The organism is Paenibacillus sp. YAE3, from assembly GCF_057546105.1.
The window spans coordinates 47,569-67,292 of the sequence record NZ_BAAIYF010000020.1 but is presented as its reverse complement, the minus strand read 5'-3'; the positions used below and the strand labels follow the sequence as shown (position 1 = coordinate 67,292).

The following is a 19,724-nucleotide window of genomic DNA, read 5'->3' as shown; positions in this document are numbered from 1 at the left end:
GACTTCCTCCATCCTTGAGGTTTTTGGGTTTGGTCACTTGAAAACTTCTCCAAGTTGGGGTGAAGTCCCTTTTTTATGTCCGAAAATCCTTACGGCTCAAGGCCTCAGATTACTGCAAAACGCTCAATCTATACATAACGAAGTCATTTGGGAAGGAGGAGGTCGAATGGCGACCATAAAAGACGTGGCGAAGCTGGCGGGGGTTGCGCTTTCGACGGCTTCGTATGCATTAAACGGGGACCCGAAAGTAAGCAAAGAGACGAAGGAGAAAGTCCTTGAGGCAGCCCGGCAGCTGAACTACCGCAAAAACGGTTTTGCCATGGATTTGAAACGGAGCCGCACCAACACGATCATGCTGATCCTGACCGATCTTTCCGGGCCTTATTATTCGGAGCTCATCCGGAGCATTCAAGACGTGGCGATTGCAAACGGTTACGATCTGATCGCCTGCAGCTCCATCGGCGCCCAGGACTCCACGGCCGTCCGATTTCTTCGCGAAAAAAGGGCCGACGGGGCGATCGTATTGGCCCAGAACATTCCGAACGAAATTTTGCTGGAGTCGGCATCGGAACGTTTTCCGATCGTCGTGATGGACCGGGAGCTTACGGGCGACGGGTTGGCGAACGTGTTGGTGGACGGCGAACAAGGCGGTTATATCGCCACGCGCCATTTGCTGGATTTGGGACATCGAACCATTGCTTATGTCAGCGGCCCGCAAAACTCGTATGACAACGGCCAACGTTATAAGGGATATCTCCGAGCATTAAAAGAGAGAGATTTAAGCGAGAAGACGAAGTGGCGCCTGACCGGCGGTTTTGTGCGGGATGGAGGATATCGCGCCACCAAGACGATGATGATGCAGGGCGAATTGCCATCGGCGATTTTTTACGGGAACGACGAAATGGCCATCGGCGGCCTGGCGGCATTGAAGGAAGGCGGGTATTCGATTCCCGGCGACATTTCGATCATCGGCTTCGACGACATCGAGCAGGCCGGGTACATGAATCCGCCGCTAACGACGATTCGCCAGCCCAAACACGAGGCCGGTTCCTTAGCGGCGCATTTGCTGTTTCAGATGCTTAACGGGGAAGAGGTCAACGCGACGTATAAGCTGGGCATAGAATTGGTTCAACGAGGGTCCGTCCACAATGTCGACAACCGGATCGATAGCTGATTTATTGACATCACTTGAAAAATACCTTCCGTCAAGCAATAATAGAGACTCGTGTATCATTCCCTTCGGGATGATGCTTAATATCTAACGAAAGAAAGGAAGCGATTCCACATGCCAACGATTCAAGTCGAAGGAAAGGGAACCATTGAAGCGGCGGACGGACAAAAGCTGGTACTCGCTCTGGAGGATCACGGCGTCGACATTCTGCACCGCTGCGGAGGCAATGCGAGATGCACGACCTGCCGCGTAGAGATCCTTGAAGGAGACGCCGGCGCCATGGGCGAAGCGGAGGCAGCGATCCTCGCAACCAAAGGAATCCACGAGCCGAACGTGCGGCTTTCCTGCCAAATCCGCGTACATAGCGATCTGACCGTGAAGCCGGTCATGACCGTTTCCGGTTCCGGCATGGATGCCGGCAAGCGCCCGCTCGATTAAAAGAGATGGCAAATGAATTCATGAAGCCGCTGTTTGTCCACCAAATGGGCAGGCAGCCGTTTTTTATTGGCAGCACGCGGCCGGCAAACCTCCGGAAAATTTTCTGCAAAAGAAAATCGTTGACAATCAAGGCCTTCTATCCCTTATAATATGTAGACCGTTCGTTATAATTTTGAAGAAAGGAGGCCTCGCTTCCATGGCAGGCAAAGCAAACTCGCGTGAAACCATCGTGAAAACGGCTACCAGACTGTTCTCTGCGCAGGGATATCATGGAACGGGATTGAACCAAATCATTAAGGAAAGCCAATGCCCCAAAGGCTCGCTCTATTATTATTTTCCGGAAGGGAAAGAAGAGCTTGCGCGGGAATGCATCGAACAGATTAAGCGAATGGTTTCCGGCAAATGGCAGGAGGCTTTCGAACGATTCGAACATCCGGCCCAAGCGATCCAATACCATATCGAAATGATGGCCGAGGAGGCCGAAAAATCGAATTTTGAGGGTTTTGCCCCTCTCAGCTTCTGGAATGCAGTGGAAACGTGTTCCATCAGCGTATCGCTTAGGGAAGCTTGTCAGAACACAATCGATGAATGGCACGGGATGTTGTCCCAGCGGCTGCAATCGGCGGGCCTTGATGCGGATCGTGCCGCCGAGACGGCTACGGTCGTCTTGTCCATGATGGAAGGTTCGCTGATCATTGCCATGACAAAGCAGGATACCGGACCGATCCATGCGGCATCCAAGTATATGGGGATACTGGTGGAACGCCTGCTGGACCTCAGCCGGTCGGATCAATCGCCCCCAAGAAGCGAAAGACATAAAATAGAAGATTGAGATAAATAGAGATAGAAATCAGACATATGGAGGTTAGGGATTGTGGAAGCAGCCATGCAAAATACACAAACGGCAGCAAGCTCGGACAAACGATTCAAAGTCATCCCGATCATGGTCGCGCTGCTTATCAGCGGATTTATCGGGATGTTCAGCGAGACGGCATTAAACGTCGCATTAAACGATTTGATGCAGGTGCTGCACATTTCGCCGCCGACGGCGCAATGGCTCACTACAGGGTATTTGCTGACGCTGGGCATTTTAGTGCCGGTATCCGGCCTTTTGCTGCAATGGTTTACGACGAGACAATTATTTATTACCGCGCTGATCTTTTCGATCGCCGGTTGTTTGATTGCGGCGCTGGCGCCGAGTTTTGAAGTGCTGCTGGTCGCTCGCGTCGTTCAGGCCATGGGGACGGGCATCATGCTCCCGCTGATGTTCAACACGATTTTGGTTATTTTCCCGGCTGAAAAACGGGGCGCCGCCATGGGCATCATCGGCCTCGTGATCATGTTCGCCCCTGCGGTCGGCCCGACGATCGCGGGTCTGTTGATCGAAAACCTCAGCTGGCACTGGATTTTCTGGCTGTCTTTGCCTTTTCTCGTGTTGGCGCTGGTTTGCGGTATCCTGTTCATGCAAAACGTATCGACCATCACCAAACCGAAAATCGATCTGTTGTCGATCATTTTATCGACGATCGGCTTCGGTGGCATCGTGTTCGGCTTCAGCAGCGCCGGAGAAGGCGGAGGCTGGACGAGCCCGAAGGTGGTCGCGTCCCTGATCATCGGTATCGCGGCACTGGTCTTGTTCGGTTGGCATCAATTGCGGATGAAGCAGCCGATGATCAACCTGCGGGCATTCAAATACCCGATGTTTTCGGTCGGCGTCGTCATGGTCTTTATCAGCATGATGATCATTTTGTCGTCGATGCTGGTGCTGCCGCTGTTCCTGCAGGGCGGTTTTGGAAAATCGGCGTTTTACGCCGGACTCATAATGCTTCCCGGGGGAATCGTGAACGGCTTGATGTCTCCCCTCATGGGGCGTTTGTTCGACAAATACGGTCCGAAGTGGCTTGTTTTCCCTGGTTTTATCGTAGCAGCCGCGGCTCTGTGGTTTTTCTCGGGCGTAACGGCCGCTTCCGCCGCTTTCCTCATCATCGTGCTGCATTCCTGCTTGATGATCGGCATTTCAATGATCATGATGCCCGCGCAGACAAACGGCTTGAACCAGCTGCCGCGTGAATATTATCCGGACGGAACCGCGATCATGAACACTCTTCAGCAGGTGGCGGGGGCCATCGGCACGGCGGTTGCCGTCAGCATCATGTCGGCCGGGCAGGAGAGCTATTATACAACCCATCCGGGCGGGAATCCGATCGAAGCGTTGACGGCCGGCGTATCGCATGCCTTTATGTTCGGCATGATCATCGCTCTGCTCGGCTTCGTGATCGGCCTGTTTATGAAACGGGTTCCGGTAAAACACGACTAAATAAGCGCAAAAACCCCAAAGCCACGGCTGCGGGGTTTTTCATCGTTTGGGCACCGATCCTTCAGAGCATTCGTCCGTTGAATCTAGCAATAGGTTTATGCTATCCTTCTAAACTATTCCATGCTATGTCCGCTGATGATTCCCCGGTTCCCGATTACCTGACGTTGGGGGAGGCTGCGCGTGCAGTTGTTGGGAGGCCCGATGAACACCGTATCTTGGATCGGGGCCAGCGTCGCTTTGACCTGTTCTTCGTTCAAGCAGTACGTGTGGGCAAAAATTTCGGCCGGGGTAAGCCGAAGCAGATCGGACCCTCCGATAAATTCGGGAACCGGGGCGTCAAAAATGGCTAAAATGTGCGTGTTGTCCGCCGTCGCGATTTCGTAATGCCACCAGCCCTGGGGCACATTGGCGACTTGCCCGGGAGTTATCGGTATGTTGATCAGTTTCTTCGTAAACGGATTGATCAGGGAGACGACGGCTGCGCCTGAAATCAGGTAGACCAGTTCAGAGGCGTTTTGGTGGATATGGGGTTCGACCACATTTGATTTGCTCAAATAAATATCGAGCAGCGATACGTTTCCCAGGGTATTCAACTGGTTGACCGAAAGCATGTTTATGAAATTGCGGGCGTCCTTTTGAAAAAATGTATTGTTTTTCAGATCATAGGAGAACTGCGCCGAGGGGGATGTAAAATCCATATAAGAGATCATGCTAAAATTTTCACGTCCTTCGATGTAAATTGGGCATTTACTGGGTATTGTATGCAGCGGCTCCGCGAATGTCCCTGAATCACGGAAGCAACAGAGAACAACCCTGCTTTGCCTGTTTTGGGTGGAAATGGTATTCCGGATCATGGTATAGTGAATCTAGCATTCTATTAAATCAAACAAAACTATATTTCAGATCATGGGAGAACCGAATATGAAGATCATTGGGAAAATTCTTTTAAGCTCCGTTTTGCTTGCAGGCTCTTTCTCCGCGATTCCCGCGGATGCGGCCAAGGCGGCAGGCAAGGTCAGCATCATGCTCGACGGATACCCGCTGTCTTTTCCGGTGGAGCCGACCGTGTTGAAGGGAACGACCATGGTGCCGTTCCGGGCCATCTCCGAAGCGCTTGGCATTCAAGTGACTTGGAACCAGAAGGAACAAAAAATCACGGCTACGAAAAAAGAGGACGGGGTCTCCAAACAGGTTGTGTTGACCATCGGCAGCAAACAAGCTTTGGTCGACGGGAAATCGGTAGCTCTTGCCAACGCCCCGCAAACGATCCGCAGCAGCACGATGATTCCGCTCAGCTTTTTTAGCCAGCAGTTCGGGGCCGGGGTCGCCTGGGATCAGAAAACGCAAACCGTTTCGATCACGTCGCCTAAGGAAGACATGTATACGCTAGGCTTTTACGCGCTATCTTCTTTCGATGAACGGGCATACGTCCCGTCGTTCGATTCGGTTGCTTTCGGCTGGAGCCGGATCGATCCTTCCGGACAATTCACGATGGAGGGCAAGGAGTATAAATGGCCGCAGGCTGCGGGCGAAGTCACGCCGGAATCGATCCTTCAAGATGCCGCGCAGCAAGGAACGTCGCCGTATTTGATGGTGTACTCCGTGGATTCCAGCGGCGAATTGACGAAAAACCTGGAAGATCAGGCGCTTCAGGAGAAAACCACCTCGCAGATCGTGGAAGCGGCCTCGGGAAAAGGGTTTAAAGGCATTGCGCTCGATCTGGAAGGGCTTGGTTTGACCGGCGACAAAAACAAGGTGAAAGCGGAATACAACGCATTCGTGAAAAAGCTTTCCGCCAAAGCCCGCGCGGCTGGCCTGAAATTGACGCTTATCCTTCATCCGCTGAACAGTTCCTATGCAGGTTATGATTACAAATCGTTATCGGGTCTTGCGGACGATTTGGTGATTATGGCTTATGCGTTTGAACAGGAAAAAGGCCCCGAACCATTGAAGCAGGTCGACGAGGCCATCCGCCTGGCGTTGAAGGAAACCAGCAAAGACAAGCTGATTCTCGGGATCTCGCTCGGCAGCGAAAACGCAGGTACCGTCAACACCAAGATCGGCCTGGCCAAACGGTATGACCTGAAAGGCGTCGCATTCTGGCGCTTAGGGCTGATCGGCCAGCCTGCCTGGGCGAAGATCAATGAGTCCATAGAGATGAAATAAATCATTATAAAAAAAGAGCGTCCCGCATGGGACCGCTCTTTTTTTCTTACAGAATCGGCGACAGCAGCCGCGATATGCCTTCCTTGATCCGAATCCATCTCGGGCGCTGTTGGTATTCCTGAAGCGTCAACTGCCGGGATACGCGCAAATCCTCTTCGAACATCTCCGTCAATTTTTTTGAAATCCGGTCATCATACAAAAAGGCATTGACTTCGAAATTCAGCTTGAAGCTGCGAAAATCGATATTGGCCGTGCCCACCGAAGCGATTTCTTCGTCGATGACGATCGTTTTAGAATGAATGAAACCGTTATTGTACAGATAAACGGTAGCGCCTACCTTCAATAGCTCCCCGATATACGAATATGTGGCCCAATACACGAAAATATGGTCCGGCTTGTCCGGAATCATGATTTTGACTTCAACGCCCGACAGGACGGCAATCCGCAGCGAATCCAGCACGCTTGCATCCGGAATGAAATAAGGAGTCTGGATGTGAATCGTTTTTTTCGCGGAGGAAATCATTTTTATGTATCCGTTTTTGATATGTTCAAGCTCCGAATCCGGTCCGCTCGTGACAATCTGCATGCCGATCCGGCCGCAGGGAGCCACCTCCGGGAACAGGTTCGGCGAGTATGTAATGGCGTGATGGTGCGAGGCTTGGTTCCAGTCCAAAATAAACCGAATCTGCAGCGCGTAAACCGCCGATCCGATGATCCGCAAGTGGGTGTCCCGCCAATAGCCGAACTTCGAATTCAGCCCCAAATATTCGTCCCCCACGTTGAACCCGCCCACATAACCGATTTCGCCGTCAATGATGACGAGTTTGCGGTGGTTGCGGTAATTCAAACGGAAGTTGATCAAGCGCAGCCGCGAAGGGAAAAACGCTTCGGCAAGCCCTCCGGCGGCCCGGAATTCGCGAAAAAACCTTTTTGTCAGCTTTCTCGAGCCCAGCTGGTCATAAAGCACTCTGACCTTCACGCCTTCCCGTGCCTTTTGCGTGAGGAGGTTGATCAATTTTTTGCCGAGGACGTCGTTTTGGATGATGTAATACTGGATATGGATATAATCTTTTGCCCCGTGAATGTCTTTGAACAGCTTATCGAATTTCTCCTGTCCGTCGGTAATGATGTCCACCGCGTTTTCTTCGGTAAACATCGAGTGGTTGTTTTTCAAATACATGTAGATGAGATCCCTGTATTTGCTGGCCGATTCGTTGTAGAAACGGAAGTTGCCCATCTGAATGCGTTCCAGCTGCTCCAAAATAATCTCTTTGACGCCGATTTTCTTCAGGTCGTCCCAATGGAACAAGCGGACATGCCTGAAGTTTTGGGCGAAGAGCAGGTACAGCAAAAAGCCGGCAATCGGGATGAACGACAGCACCAGCAGCCAAGCCCAAGTCGCTCCAGGGTCGCGGCGCTCCTTAAACACGACGACCAAAGCGAAAATAAAATTCAGAAACAAGATCAATCCTAGAATGAGGGAAGAAAAGTTCATTGCGTCGTTGTCCTCCTGCTTTAACGCCACTTCCGGCTTACAGCATGTTTTGCAAACCGGAAATATCATGTTTGATGCGGTCTAGAAAATGCCGTGAAATCGCGGAAATATGATGTTCCTTCCGCTGAATGACTCCCAGGAATACCGGACTTTGCTGGGGGAAATCAAAATCCAGGATGACGGTATCGGAGATCGGTTCGGAAATGAACGAATAGTTGAGCCCCACCGTAACCGCCGAATGGGTGAGGCACGCGCGGCTGATCAATGCGCGGTTGTTCGTGGTGTATACGATATCGGCCGGCCCGTATTTTTTCTGAAAATCATCCATAAACCATTTCACATAATCATCATTATACAGCACAACGTTCTGCCGTTTAAGCTCTTCCGGCGTAATTGTTTTCTGGAAAGCGAGCGGCGAATGGATGCTGGTGGCGGCAACCATTTTGACTTTGAGCAGCGGGTCGTAATCGAGCCCCAAATGTTCAATCAGCCGGTTTTTGTAAAGAATGATGAAGCCCAGGTCGGTTTTATCGTTCAAAACGTCGTCGATAATATCCTGCGAACCTTGTTCAACGATCTCGATTTTGACCTTCGGATATTTTCGCTTGAAATCCAGCACCGCTTGCTCGAGCAGCAGCATGGGGCCGGGAATCGTTGCGATTCGCAGTCGTCCTTGGACCAGCTCGGAATACCCTTGGGCGGCTTCCTTCAATTCGTCGTATTTCTGCAGCAGCTCGGCCGCTTTTTTAATGATGACGGCTCCTTCAGCGGTGGGGACGGCTCCCGTGCGCTGCCGTTTCAGAACGGCAACCCCCCATTCCTCTTCAAGGCTCGATATCGACTGGCTGACTGCCGAAATGGTGACGTGAAGATTCTGGGCGGCTTTCGAGATGGAGCCGGTTTTCGCGACCTCGACCAAATACTCCAGTTTTTCAATATGCATGTTTCAACCCGATCCTTGTAAGTTTATATCCGGATATGATTTAAGCTAGCCTTAAGTCAAATTAAATATGTTTAAATTTTATTGAACCCTTATCGATGATAACATAGAAGTAAAGCCTGAGGTACATCCTTTTGGAGAATTGCTGCAGCATGTTCAGGCCGTTCATTGGTTTCGTTTGGAGACAAGCTTTGATAAATGCCATGACGGAAAGGGAGTTATCGCATGAGATTGGAAGGAAAAGTCGCACTGATCACCGGGGCGGGAGCAGGCATCGGGAAAACGACGGCGCTGCGTTTTGCGCAGGAAGGCGCCAAAGTGATCGTCACGGACATCAATTTGGATAACGTAACACAAACGGCGTCGGAAATTGAGCAGGCCGGGGGCAGCGCCGCGGCTTTCAAACACGACGTCAGCAGCGAAGACGACTGGAAACAGATCGTTGAAGCGTCGGTTAAGCAGTTCGGTTCTATCGATATTTTGTTCAATAACGCAGGCATTTATTTCATTAAACCGCTGGCCGAAATCGGGCTGGATGAGTGGAATCGGATGCTTTCGATCAACGTGACGGGCGTTTTCCTCGGCATGAAGCACGTGATGCCGGTCATGGCTAAGCAAGAACAAGGCGGTTCGGTCATTAATGCTTCCTCTATCGCCGGCTTGACCGGGGCATCGGGGCACGTCGCTTACGGCGCAAGCAAAGGGGCGGTACGGATCATGACAAAAGACGCCGCGGTCGAATACGCTTCGGCCAACGTGAGGGTCAACTCGATCCATCCTGCCTACATCAATACGGCGATGGGCGATTATGCGACGCAGGCGAGTCAAATGTCCGCCGCGGAGCTGGGCAAACGGATGGCTCCAATGGGCCGATTCGGCTTGGTCGAGGAAGTATCGAACATGGTTCTGTTCCTTGCTTCCGACGAATCTTCCTATTGCACGGGGGCCGAGTTCGTGATCGATGGCGGAGCTACCGCGATGTAAGAAAATAATTCGAGCATGTGTTTTTAAAATGAATCTAAGATGGGAGCGAGAGCAATGAAATTCGAAAATAAAGTGGCCGTGGTTACCGGCGGAGCAAGCGGCATCGGGGAAGCCTCCGTCAGAATGTTTGCCGCCGAAGGCGCAAAAGTCGTGATCGCCGATTTTTCGGAACGCGGCCAAGCGGTTGCGGATGAACTGAATGCAGCGGGATCTGATGCGTTGTTCGTGAAAACGGACGTAACGAATGAGCAGGACGTCATTCGCATGGTGGAGCAAACGGTTGAGAAATACGGGAAGCTGGATGTGCTGTTCGCAAACGCGGGCATCGCGCAGGACGGACCTGCCGACCTGCTGTCCTCCGACAGCTGGCAGCGCACGATCGACATTAACTTGACCGGCGTATTCCTCTGCGATAAATACGCGATCAAACAGATGCTTGCGCAGGGCCATGGCGGCGCGATCGTGAACTGCGGCTCCATCCACAGCCACGTCGGCAAAGCGGGCGTCACCGCATATGCATCCGCCAAAGGCGGCGTTAAGCTGCTCACCCAGACGCTGGGCGCCGATTATGCAGCCAAAGGCATTCGAGTCAATGCGGTGTGCCCGGGCTACATCGATACGCCGCTGATCAAAGGCAGAACCGAAGCGGTCACCCAGCATCTGGTCGGGCTGCACCCGATGGGTCGCCTCGGCAAACCGGAAGAAGTGGCCAAAGCCGTCCTGTTCCTGGCAAGCGATGACGCATCGTTTATTACAGGCACAAGCCTGTTGGTGGACGGCGGGTATACGGCGGTGTAATCCGGGTCCCGGTCCAACGGGCGGCCTTGCTGAAGCCGCAATATTAGGAAAGACGCAGCAACAAGGCCCAAACGTGAAAAAGAGCTCAAACCTCCCTGAAGCCGGGGGTTTGGGCTCTTGCTGTTTATCCGGCATTGTCTTAAGCAAGCCAAGCGAATTACCAGGTTCATGACATAAAACCGGCCGTGGGCATCTTTGCCCGGCTGGTTTTTGTCTTTCCGGGAGGAGATGGTCATATACTTATGGAAAAGTATTGTAGGTCGTATATTTTTATGAAAGTGGAGGTTCGGTTTGCGGTATGAATCATAACGTATCCGGCATTTCGACGCGGGCGGCGGATTATTTGAACAGGATCGGGTACGACGGAGCGGTCGAACCGACCGCGGCCGTGCTTGCCCGTCTTCAGGAATGCCATATTTACCATGTTCCCTATGAGAACCTCGACATCGTCAACGGCGTGCCTTTGTCGTTGAAGCTTGAACATCTGCATGATAAAATCGTCTCCCGCCGCCGGGGAGGGTATTGTTTTGAGCTCAACGCGCTGTTTGCATGGCTGCTGGAGGAGATCGGATTTAAAGTGACGCATTATTTCGCTCGGTTTTGGCGCGATGAACCGAATCCGCCGCCGATGCGGCGGCATCATGTGCTGAGGGTCGAAGCGGAAGGCCGCCCGTATTTATGCGACGTCGGCGTCGGGGGCATCGTACCCGTAACCCCGTTATTGCTGGCTGATGGGATCGAGCAGCCGGCAGGCAACGAACGGTACCGCTTCGATCGGGATCCGTTTTTCGGCTGGATGCTTTGCGAATGGAAACACGGGGAATGGTGCCGATTGTATTCGTTTACCGAGGAACCGCAGCTGCTGCAGGATTACGCGATGGCTTCCTATTGGTGCGAACATGCGCCCGAATCCATCTTTACGCAATCCGCAATGGTCTTTATCCGCACCCCGGAAGGCAGGAGCACGGTAGCGGGGGAGGAGTTCAGGATTTTTGGTTCCGGCGGCGTGGAATCATGGGTACCGCAATCGGCAGAGGAGTACCATCAAGCGTTGCTGAAACATTTTGGAATCGTGCTGAATCGGAAAGAAGAGGATGGAAACTATCCATAAAGGAGGCGTATAGGCATGCCGTTTTTATCGTTGACGACTTGGAGCTTGCATCGGAATTTGGGCCCGCTCCGCTGGACGTATTGGGATGAGGAGGCTAAAACGCAAGGCACCGCGATGGATGAGCAGCCGCAAACGATCTCGCTGCTGGAGTTGCCTGCTTTGCTCCGCGAGAACGGTTTTCAGGCGATGGAGCTTTGCCATTTCCATCTACCGGAGACAAGCACCGTTTATCTTAATAAGCTTCGCGAATCTATCGTTCGGTCGAGCATCCGTTTGTACACTTTGCTGGCCGATTACGGAGACCTCACGAACCCGGACGAACGGCGCAGGGAAGCCGATATGGAATGGATGAAAAAGTGGATCGACGTCGCCTCTGCCCTTGGCGCCGAACGGATTCGCATTATCGCGGGCGATGCGGATCCGGCCGACGGGGAGGCCGTCCGGCTGGCGGCGGCGCAGCTGAAGCGCCTGATCCGATACGCCTCGGATAAGCAGGTCCGAATCGTTACCGAGAATTTTCATGATTTGGCTTCCACGGCGGCAAATTGCATATCCTTGCTTGACATTTGTGGCGAAGAGCTTGGATTGACAACGGATTTTGGCAATTTCGCCGGAGAAGACAAGCTTGCGGAGTTAGGGGCCATGATCCCGCGAAGCGAATCCATTCATGCGAAAGCGATCACGGATGGCCAGGGCAGACCGGATGAGGAGGAATTTAAGAAATGCATGGATCTGGTCAGAAGCAGCGGTTATGAGGGCCCGATTACATTGGTGTACGATGGGCCGGGCGACATGTGGGAAGGCATCAACCGGGTAAAAGCATTAGTCCAGCCATATTTATAGGGAAGCTTGTCCGGGATTTTGCCCGAGCTTCGTGCTTTGGAAATATTCAACGTCTAAGTGTATTTGCGAAAAGGTGCGGGACTTGATGTTCCGCTCCTTATTTTTTTGTCGGATCCGGTTCTAACGGAGCGTCGGCCAAAATAAGAAAAAGTAAGCGCTTTATTATGCGGCAAATGCCTTAAACGCAACCACGCACGCTGGCTTCAGTTGCCGTCTCAACGCCGTTTGCATTATGGGAAAAGGAAGTGAGGAACTTATGGCAGCCGAGCAGGAACGGGGAGCGATCCGGACCCGTAAAGAAGGGTTGGCCAAACTCGGAATTTGTCTGGTTTTGATGGTGTTTCTAGCACTCTCCTGCATTCCCCCTTCGTCGGCAACGGCCGCTGCGCAGATTTCGATCGATCCTCCCGGCGCCGGCGGACCGTTAGGCCCTGGAATCACCCGTTTGACGGGAACGTACAGCGGCGTATATGACATCGAAATCGCGGTAAACGGCGATTCGATCGCAAGCGCCCATATGGAAGGAGAGGAGGCGGGCACCTGGTATGCGGATATCGACCTTTCGAAGCATGACGGTACGATCGAACTCGCGGCAAGAGGCAAGGACGCAGCAACCCGCTACATGGTATGGTCTCCGTTCCTGCTAGTCGAAGTGGACAATCCGCAGGCGAACGTTCCGCGGGTCGAGGTGATCAGTCCCAGGGAGCAGGAGTTAGCCGAGGGCGAAATTGCCGTTGATGTCGGGGTTTCCGGCAAAAATGCTATCGCGCGCGTTCAGGTAAGGATCAATGGCGGGGAGTGGGAGGATGCCAATCCGTCCCTAAGGGGATATTCGCTGGCTTGGGATACCCGGTCCGTGTCCGGCCGGGTGAATAGCTTGGAAGCGAGGGCAGAAGACGTAAACGGAAACATCGGGTTCAGCCCGACCTTATACGTCAAAGCCGGGGGTTCCGCGGAAATGGAACAAGACGCGTCTTCAACGGTAACCCAGGACGTATACAGCCAAGACCGGGCATTATGGATTTGGGAAAACGAGTCCTATCCGCTCGTGTTGAACCCGGGCGCAAGGACGGTATTGGATGCGATGTCGACCGATACGGACACGTTCGGCCAAGACCCGATCCGAACCTGGTATGTGGCCGTAGGCAATTATAACGGCATTCGCATGCTGGAAGACAAACGCGCGGAAGTCCGTCAATTTATCGGGTGGGCGCATGAACGCGGTTATCGGGTTCAGGCTTTGATTGCCGGCGGCACGACCCCTCCGTATTTCGGGGCTTATGAAAGGTATCGGGAGAAGGCGGTAGCCGAGTTAGAACAGATCTTGAATTACAACTTGTCCTCCGACGAGCATGAACGGTTCGATGGGGTCAACATCGATACCGAGCCGTACAGCTTGCCTGATTTCAAAAGCAGTAAACCTTCGGTACAGGTGCAATACTTGGATATGCTCCAAGCGTTGATGGACCGTAAAACAGCCTCGGGCCTGTCCCTGCATGTCGGGGCGGCCATTCCCCGCTGGTTCGATACTTCCGCGGATGCTACGGATATAGATTGGAAGGGTAATTTGAAACCGCTTTCCGAACATGTGCAGGATACGCTGGATTACATCTCCATCATGGACTATCGCGATCAGGCTGAAGGAACGGCCGGGATCATCGAACATGCGCGGGGCGAAATCGAGTATGCCAATAAGATCGGGAAACCGTATTCCGTCGTGATCGGCGTGGAAACGAAAGACATCGCCGACGGCGGAGATCCCGAAACGATCAGCTTTAGCGAGGAAGGAAGGCAGCATATGGAGGCGGAGCTGGAGAAGGTGTACGCTGCTTTTGCAGGGAATCCGGCTTTCGGGGGCATCGCCGTGCACCATTATGATTCGCTTCGGAGGCTTCCTTCCGTCTGGGGACCCGAGGCGGTCTTTTGGCAGGCGCCGCCGGATACCGAGCCGCCCACGGCCGTTTCGGGAGGGCCGAAGGCAGCCGTGTTCGACTATCAGCGCATCGACCTAGCCTATGGTCCGGCCGCGGATAACGCCGCCGTTCAGGAGTACCGCATTTACCGGGGCACCAGCACGAACTTTCCGCTGGACACAGCGCATTTGGCTGGCGTGTCCACCAAACTCAGCTTCCGGGACGTTGGCCTGCTGCCCGATACGAAATACGTATATCGCATCACGGCCGTGGACGCTTCCGGCAACGAAGGACCGCCAAGCGACCCGATCAAAGCGAAAACGGAACATACTTCCTTAAAACCGTTGATCGTGTCCGGCATGGAGCTGCAATATGACGGTTCTAAAGCGGTCGTTTCCCTGCAGGTGGCGGATTTGAAAACCGGGGAGGCGATCGGCGGCGCAAAAGTATCCGGAAGATTCACCTACATGGCGGGAAAATACGTCAACGGCACGGCTGCCGCCACGGGTTCCTTTCGCGCAAGCTCGGAAAACGTGTCGTCCCCGTCGGGGGAGATCGGTTTTGCTCCAAGACGCATTACGGCCCCGGGATATTATTGGGCCCAGGCCTATGATCGGAAGGGAGACGCGTCCGTCCGCTGGGGAGATTGAAAACGTCGCGAGACGTTTTTTTTATTTTGTTCCAAACTTTTTGCCTCTTCTCCTGCGTCCTAGCCCATGAGTGCGAGCAAAAGACACTTTGAATAGAGAGATGGAGGACAAAAGGATATGAAAAAGAAAACGATCAAACAAATTGCGTTAACCGCGGCAGGCTGTGCGGCTATGCTTAGCATCAGCGCGGCGGGTTTGCCGGTCCATGCCATGGCTTCCGAACAAGCCCCTGCCCCGGCAGCGGTTAACATGAAAACGGGAGTCCCGGCAGCGAAAGGCGTAAAGGTACAGGAGAAAACATTGAAGTCGGCAAACGGGAATCTGAAGGCTCACATCCAAGTGCCCCAACTCTCCGGGATGCTGGATCGGCGCTATCAGGATGAAATAAACGACATCATTTTGTCGCATGCCCAAAAAGATTTGGCGAACTGGGAGAAAAATGCCGCGGATGCGGCCGCGAAAGCGAAATCGGCTCATCTCGAATACCGTCCGTACGAGCTGTATATGACCTACAGCCTGAAGTCTGACGGTACCGGAACCCCGGCCGGCATTATTTCGTTGGTGGTGACTACCGAAGGGTTCACGGGAGGAACCAGCATGCCGCGGATCGATACGTACAACGTGAAAAATGCTGCCGCAGCCGAGCGGGTGACGCTCTCCGACCTGCTGGGGGACGATTACAAGGCGAAACTCGATGCCGACATTCTTGCGCAGATGAAAAAAGATCCCGATAAATACTTCATGGAGGATTACAAAGGAACGTTCGAGGAGCAAACCTTCTATATTGAAAACGGCGAGCTGGTCGTCGTGTTCCCGAAATACAGCATTGGGCCGGGGGATATCGGCTCGCCGGAGTTTCGATTCGACTTGAAAGGAAAAACAGGCTTGAAAACAAAACCGGAAGCGGCCCGGAAACTGGACTTGAAAAAGACCGCAAAATATAAAAATGCTCACGGCATCGAGATGGTGGCTTTGCGCGACGCAGCTTGGCAATTGGGATACGAACTCCGGTGGAATCCGTCCGCCAAAACGGCCGAGCTGAGAAAAGGGGCACAATTTACGCGCGTAACCGTGGGCCAAAACGCGTACTTTTTCGCCAAAACGGCTCCAAAAGCATTAAACGCCGCGCCCGTGCTTCAGCAAAACAAGCTTTACGTTCCTCTTCAATTCGTATCCGAAATTCTGAAAGCGGAAATTCAGCGGTAACTTCTCAAACCCCCGTCCAATCGTTACAAAAACAAAAGGCATTCCGACGGCAACTCTGTTCGGGATGCCTTTTTTATCATTTAATGGATGTTCCAGTTAATTCCACCAACTTTTCGCATATGTCCCGGCGTCCTGTCTATGAACAACAAATGAAAGGTTAGGATGAATGGCTATGATCGACAACATGAAGGTGAACAGCAACCGACAACCACGGGGTTGGATGCCCCGAAGATCTCCCGAGGGCAAGCGGTATATGCCCGGACTCGACGGATTACGGGCGTTTTCCGTCATCGCCGTTATGGCCTATCATTGGAACGCCAAATGGGCGCAGGGCGGATTTATCGGCGTCGGGATCTTTTTCGTCATCTCGGGTTATCTCATTTCGGATCAGATCATCCAGCAATGGCATAGCCGGGGCAGGCTGAATCTCATCGAATTCTGGATCCGCAGGGCCCGCAGACTGCTGCCTGCGATGCTTGCCATGCTGGGGTTCGTCGCTTTATGGCTGTTATGCATCGAGCCCGGGAGACTGCAAGGCTTAAAGGGAGCTTTTTTATCCTCCGTATTTTATGCGAATAATTGGTGGCTCATCTTTCATAAAGTATCGTACTTCGAAAGTTTCGGCCCGCCTTCGCCGATCGGGCATCTTTGGTCGCTGGCCATCGAAGAGCAGTTTTACCTGGCCTGGCCGCTGCTGCTGGCTGCAGGTATGCGCATCTTTCCCCGGCGCGGCAAACTGGCGCTCATGATTGCGGCATTGGCCGGCGTTTCCGCACTGGCTATGTTCGGCATTTACACACCGGGCGAGGACCCGAGCCGGGTTTATTACGGAACGGATACCCGGGCTTTTGCGCTCCTGATCGGGGCTGCCCTGGCCGTGGTTTGGCCAAGCCGGAAGCTGAGCGATAGAGTGCCGGCAGGAGCCCGCGTTATGCTGGACATCGCTGGTTTTCTGGGACTCGTCGCGCTAGCGGTACTCATCTACCGGACGGGCGAATATGACGATTTCCTGTACCGGGGAGGGTTGCTTGGCATAGCGTCCCTTTCCGCGGCCGTCATCGCGGTCCTGGCGCATCCTGCAAGCCGGATCGGCCAAGCGATGGGCTGCAAGCCTTTGCGCTGGATCGGGGTCCGATCTTACAGCCTCTATATTTGGCATTTTCCCGTCATTATATTAACGACTCCCGAGGTCGATACGGGAGGAGCCAACGCCCTTCGCATCTTGTTCCAGCTGTTTTTGAGCTTTTTTCTGGCGGCATGTTCCTATCAATATATCGAAGAACCACTGCGCAGAGGAGGATTCCATATGAAACGAAATCAACCGTCTTTTGCCCGGAAACGGCGTTTACGTCCCGTCATGTTATGCGTTATCGTCCCGGCGGTTTTGGTAGCGGCGGCCTGGGGCCGTTTTGCCCTGAATACACACGAGCCGGCCGCGCATCTGGTCGCAGCGGATGGGGCGCCGGCCGAACAGGTTCAACCCCATGAGGAATCGGCGTCCGAAAATGAAAATGAACACCCGGTTGACGCTCAGATTGCGGACCGCCCTTCACAGGATGCATCGTCGTCCCAAGTCAATGAAGAACAGTCTGCTGAACTCCAGCCGCTGGAAAAGGCAGAAAACCCGGCAGAGAGCGCTTCGCAACCTTCCGGCCAAGGCATTACCGCAATCGGAGATTCGGTCATGCTGGACGCAGCGCCTTTTCTGGAAAAAAAGCTTCCCGGCATCGTCGTGGACGGCAAAGTAGGGCGGCAGATGCGCCAGGCCGCTGATGTTGTCGCCCGATTAAAAGAACAAGGGCGGCTCGGGGACCGGATCATTATCGAGCTCGGCACCAACGGGCCTTTTAGCAAAAAGCAACTGCGCTCCCTGCTGCAATCGCTTGGAGAGGACAAGCAGATCCTGCTGGTGAATACGCGCGTCCCTCGGAAATGGCAGGATGCCGTCAATGCGGATATTGCAGAAGTTTCCAATGAATTCGGGAACGTGACGGTAGTAGACTGGTATTCGGCAAGCGAAGGCAAGGACGATTATTTCTACCGCGACGGCGTGCATTTGAAACGAAGCGGTGCGTCGTTTTACGCTTCCATGCTTGCGGAGGCCGTTCTGGCGCAGAAAAAATAATTTTTTTCGCAACCGCCAAACTTTTTGCGCCCCTTCGTACGTCTTGCTTCTGTAAAGCGGGGACGGGGATCACGTCCTTCCCCGCCAGCGACCAAACAGAGAAGGGTAATATGACATGTTGAACAGGAAAATGGAAAAGCTGCTGACGCGATGCATTAAAGAGCATAAGGAAAATGTGTACAGGCTCGCGTACAGTTACGTGAAAAATAAAGAAGATGCGCTCGATATCGTGCAGGATTCGATTTATAAAGCGATGACCCATATCGACGGACTGAAGGATCCGGAAGCGGTCAAAAGCTGGTTTTACCGCATCGTGGTCAATACCGCGCTCGATTTTCTCCGCAGGAACAAAAAGGTACGGACGATGGATCACGAAACGATCGAAATGCATGTTTCCGGTGCGGAAGACGATTATACGAATTTCGATTTGACACGGACGCTGGACGAGCTTCCCGAGAAATACCGAAGCGTGATCGTGCTGCGATATTTTGAAGACATGAAAATCGAAGAAGTGGCCGCCGTGCTGGGCGAAAACGTGAACACGGTCAAAACGAGGCTGTATCAGGCGCTCCGGGTCATGCGGATCAAGATGGATGACGAACCCTCAAAGGAGATCAAACAAAGATGAACAAACATATGGAACATTTGCGAAAAGAGTATGACGACATCCCGATTCCGGACGAGCTGGACATGATCGTGGATCGGGCCATCAATACATCCTTGCGCAGCCGCAAGCAAAAACGCGTGAAATATCGATGGATTGCCGGCGCTTGCGCCGCGGCGCTGCTTTTCCTGGTCACGATCAATGCCAGTCCCGCCGTCGCGAACGCTTTATCGGCCATCCCGGGCATGGACCGGGTCATCCAAGTGTTGACGCTTAAACAATACGTGGTTGAAGAAAAAAACTACGGCGCGAATATCAAAGTACCCGTCGTGACGAATCTGGACAATAAGGCGCTGGAGAGCGGGCTGAACGAAAAATACATGAAGGAAAACAAAGCGCTCTTCGACAAGTTCCAAACCGAAATCGAGGCATTGAAGAAACAAGGCGGCGGCCACCTGAACGTCGATGCCGGCTACGAAATCAAAACCGATACGGACGAAATCCTGTCCATCGAGCGTTATGTCGTCGAAAGCGCGGGTTCGTCTTCCGAGCAATTGAAGCTGGACACTATCGACAAAAAGAACCAGATCCTCATCACGCTGCCGATGCTGTTCAAGGACGATCAGTATATTCGGCTGATCAGCGACAATATTAAAGAACAGATGAAGTCGCAGATGAAGGACAATCCGGACAAATTTTATTGGGTGCACGGCGCTTCCGATGTCCTGCCGACGGATGAATTCAAAGCGATCAAAAAGGATCAGAACTTCTACATCAATAAAAACGGCAAACTCGTCATCGTATTCGACAAATACGAAGTCGCTCCGGGATATATGGGTTCCGTGGAATTCGAGATTCCGACCGAAGCCATTGCAAACGACTTGGTCAGCCGTAATTACATCAAATAGCGATACAGACCGGCATGGGGAGTTTCCCCGTGCCGGTTTTTGGGTCGTGCAGGGA

Annotated in this window: 17 protein-coding genes; 14 read left to right on the top strand and 3 right to left on the bottom strand. The window is 53.0% G+C overall.

The features are described 5' to 3' along the window. Positions 1-166: 166 nt before the first annotated feature. The 4 genes from AC27KL_RS26480 (at position 167) to AC27KL_RS26465 (ending at position 3,926) form a co-directional block, all read left to right on the top strand. On the top strand, positions 167-1,174 hold the full coding sequence (locus AC27KL_RS26480) for a LacI family DNA-binding transcriptional regulator (protein ID WP_487171678.1): 1,008 nt from the start codon (positions 167-169) through the stop codon (positions 1,172-1,174). 111 nt (positions 1,175-1,285) lie between these two features. Then, positions 1,286-1,609: a 2Fe-2S iron-sulfur cluster-binding protein gene (locus AC27KL_RS26475; RefSeq protein WP_036715632.1), complete on the top strand. Its 324-nt coding sequence runs from the start codon at positions 1,286-1,288 to the stop codon at positions 1,607-1,609. A 196-nt stretch (positions 1,610-1,805) separates the two neighbouring features. Then, positions 1,806-2,441 carry a TetR/AcrR family transcriptional regulator gene (locus AC27KL_RS26470; protein ID WP_487171677.1) on the top strand — a complete coding sequence of 212 codons (636 nt, stop codon included), beginning with the start codon at positions 1,806-1,808 and terminating at the stop codon, positions 2,439-2,441. Between the two features lie 54 nt (positions 2,442-2,495). Beyond that, the gene (locus tag AC27KL_RS26465; protein ID WP_487171681.1) at positions 2,496-3,926 is read left to right on the top strand and encodes a DHA2 family efflux MFS transporter permease subunit; all 1,431 of its coding nucleotides are present in this window, start codon (positions 2,496-2,498) and stop codon (positions 3,924-3,926) included. A 113-nt stretch (positions 3,927-4,039) separates the two neighbouring features. Here AC27KL_RS26465 and AC27KL_RS26460 read toward each other — a convergent pair whose 3' ends face one another. Beyond that, positions 4,040-4,624, bottom strand: a complete 585-nt coding sequence (locus AC27KL_RS26460) for a cupin domain-containing protein (RefSeq protein ID WP_339320843.1) — start codon at positions 4,622-4,624, stop codon at positions 4,040-4,042. A gap of 223 nt (positions 4,625-4,847) precedes the next feature. On the opposite strand from AC27KL_RS26460, the gene AC27KL_RS26455 reads away from it, so the two are divergent. Continuing rightward, positions 4,848-6,092: a stalk domain-containing protein gene (locus tag AC27KL_RS26455; protein WP_487171676.1), complete on the top strand. Its 1,245-nt coding sequence runs from the start codon at positions 4,848-4,850 to the stop codon at positions 6,090-6,092. A gap of 46 nt (positions 6,093-6,138) precedes the next feature. Here the strand turns inward: AC27KL_RS26455 and cls are convergent, their stop codons facing one another. Next, positions 6,139-7,587, bottom strand: coding sequence for a cardiolipin synthase (cls, locus tag AC27KL_RS26450; RefSeq protein WP_339320841.1), 1,449 nt, complete (start codon positions 7,585-7,587; stop codon positions 6,139-6,141). A 37-nt stretch (positions 7,588-7,624) separates the two neighbouring features. After that, the gene (locus tag AC27KL_RS26445; RefSeq protein WP_487171675.1) at positions 7,625-8,530 is read right to left on the bottom strand and encodes a LysR family transcriptional regulator; all 906 of its coding nucleotides are present in this window, start codon (positions 8,528-8,530) and stop codon (positions 7,625-7,627) included. Positions 8,531-8,752: 222 nt separating this feature from the next. Between AC27KL_RS26445 and AC27KL_RS26440 the strand changes: the two genes are divergently transcribed. The 9 genes from AC27KL_RS26440 (at position 8,753) to rsiV (ending at position 19,669) form a co-directional block, all read left to right on the top strand. Beyond that, positions 8,753-9,511, top strand: a complete 759-nt coding sequence (locus AC27KL_RS26440; RefSeq protein WP_487171674.1) for an SDR family NAD(P)-dependent oxidoreductase — start codon at positions 8,753-8,755, stop codon at positions 9,509-9,511. 54 nt (positions 9,512-9,565) lie between these two features. After that, on the top strand, positions 9,566-10,309 hold the full coding sequence (locus tag AC27KL_RS26435; protein ID WP_487171673.1) for an SDR family NAD(P)-dependent oxidoreductase: 744 nt from the start codon (positions 9,566-9,568) through the stop codon (positions 10,307-10,309). A gap of 298 nt (positions 10,310-10,607) precedes the next feature. Continuing rightward, complete coding sequence (locus AC27KL_RS26430; RefSeq protein WP_487171672.1) at positions 10,608-11,420, top strand: arylamine N-acetyltransferase family protein; 813 nt, start codon at positions 10,608-10,610, stop codon at positions 11,418-11,420. Positions 11,421-11,435: 15 nt separating this feature from the next. After that, the gene (locus AC27KL_RS26425; protein WP_487171671.1) at positions 11,436-12,263 is read left to right on the top strand and encodes a sugar phosphate isomerase/epimerase family protein; all 828 of its coding nucleotides are present in this window, start codon (positions 11,436-11,438) and stop codon (positions 12,261-12,263) included. Positions 12,264-12,519: 256 nt separating this feature from the next. Continuing rightward, positions 12,520-14,826 (top strand): Ig-like domain-containing protein, encoded by a 2,307-nt coding sequence (locus AC27KL_RS26420; protein ID WP_487171670.1) that lies wholly within the window; start codon positions 12,520-12,522, stop codon positions 14,824-14,826. A gap of 117 nt (positions 14,827-14,943) precedes the next feature. Then, positions 14,944-16,032: a stalk domain-containing protein gene (locus tag AC27KL_RS26415; RefSeq protein ID WP_487171669.1), complete on the top strand. Its 1,089-nt coding sequence runs from the start codon at positions 14,944-14,946 to the stop codon at positions 16,030-16,032. Positions 16,033-16,204: 172 nt separating this feature from the next. After that, positions 16,205-18,157, top strand: coding sequence for an acyltransferase family protein (locus AC27KL_RS26410; protein ID WP_487171668.1), 1,953 nt, complete (start codon positions 16,205-16,207; stop codon positions 18,155-18,157). A gap of 115 nt (positions 18,158-18,272) precedes the next feature. Continuing rightward, complete coding sequence (sigV, locus tag AC27KL_RS26405; protein WP_487171667.1) at positions 18,273-18,785, top strand: RNA polymerase sigma factor SigV; 513 nt, start codon at positions 18,273-18,275, stop codon at positions 18,783-18,785. Beyond that, complete coding sequence (gene rsiV, locus AC27KL_RS26400) at positions 18,782-19,669, top strand: anti-sigma-V factor RsiV (RefSeq protein ID WP_487171666.1); 888 nt, start codon at positions 18,782-18,784, stop codon at positions 19,667-19,669. Before sigV ends, rsiV begins: the two co-directional genes overlap by 4 nt. Positions 19,670-19,724: the final 55 nt, after the last annotated feature.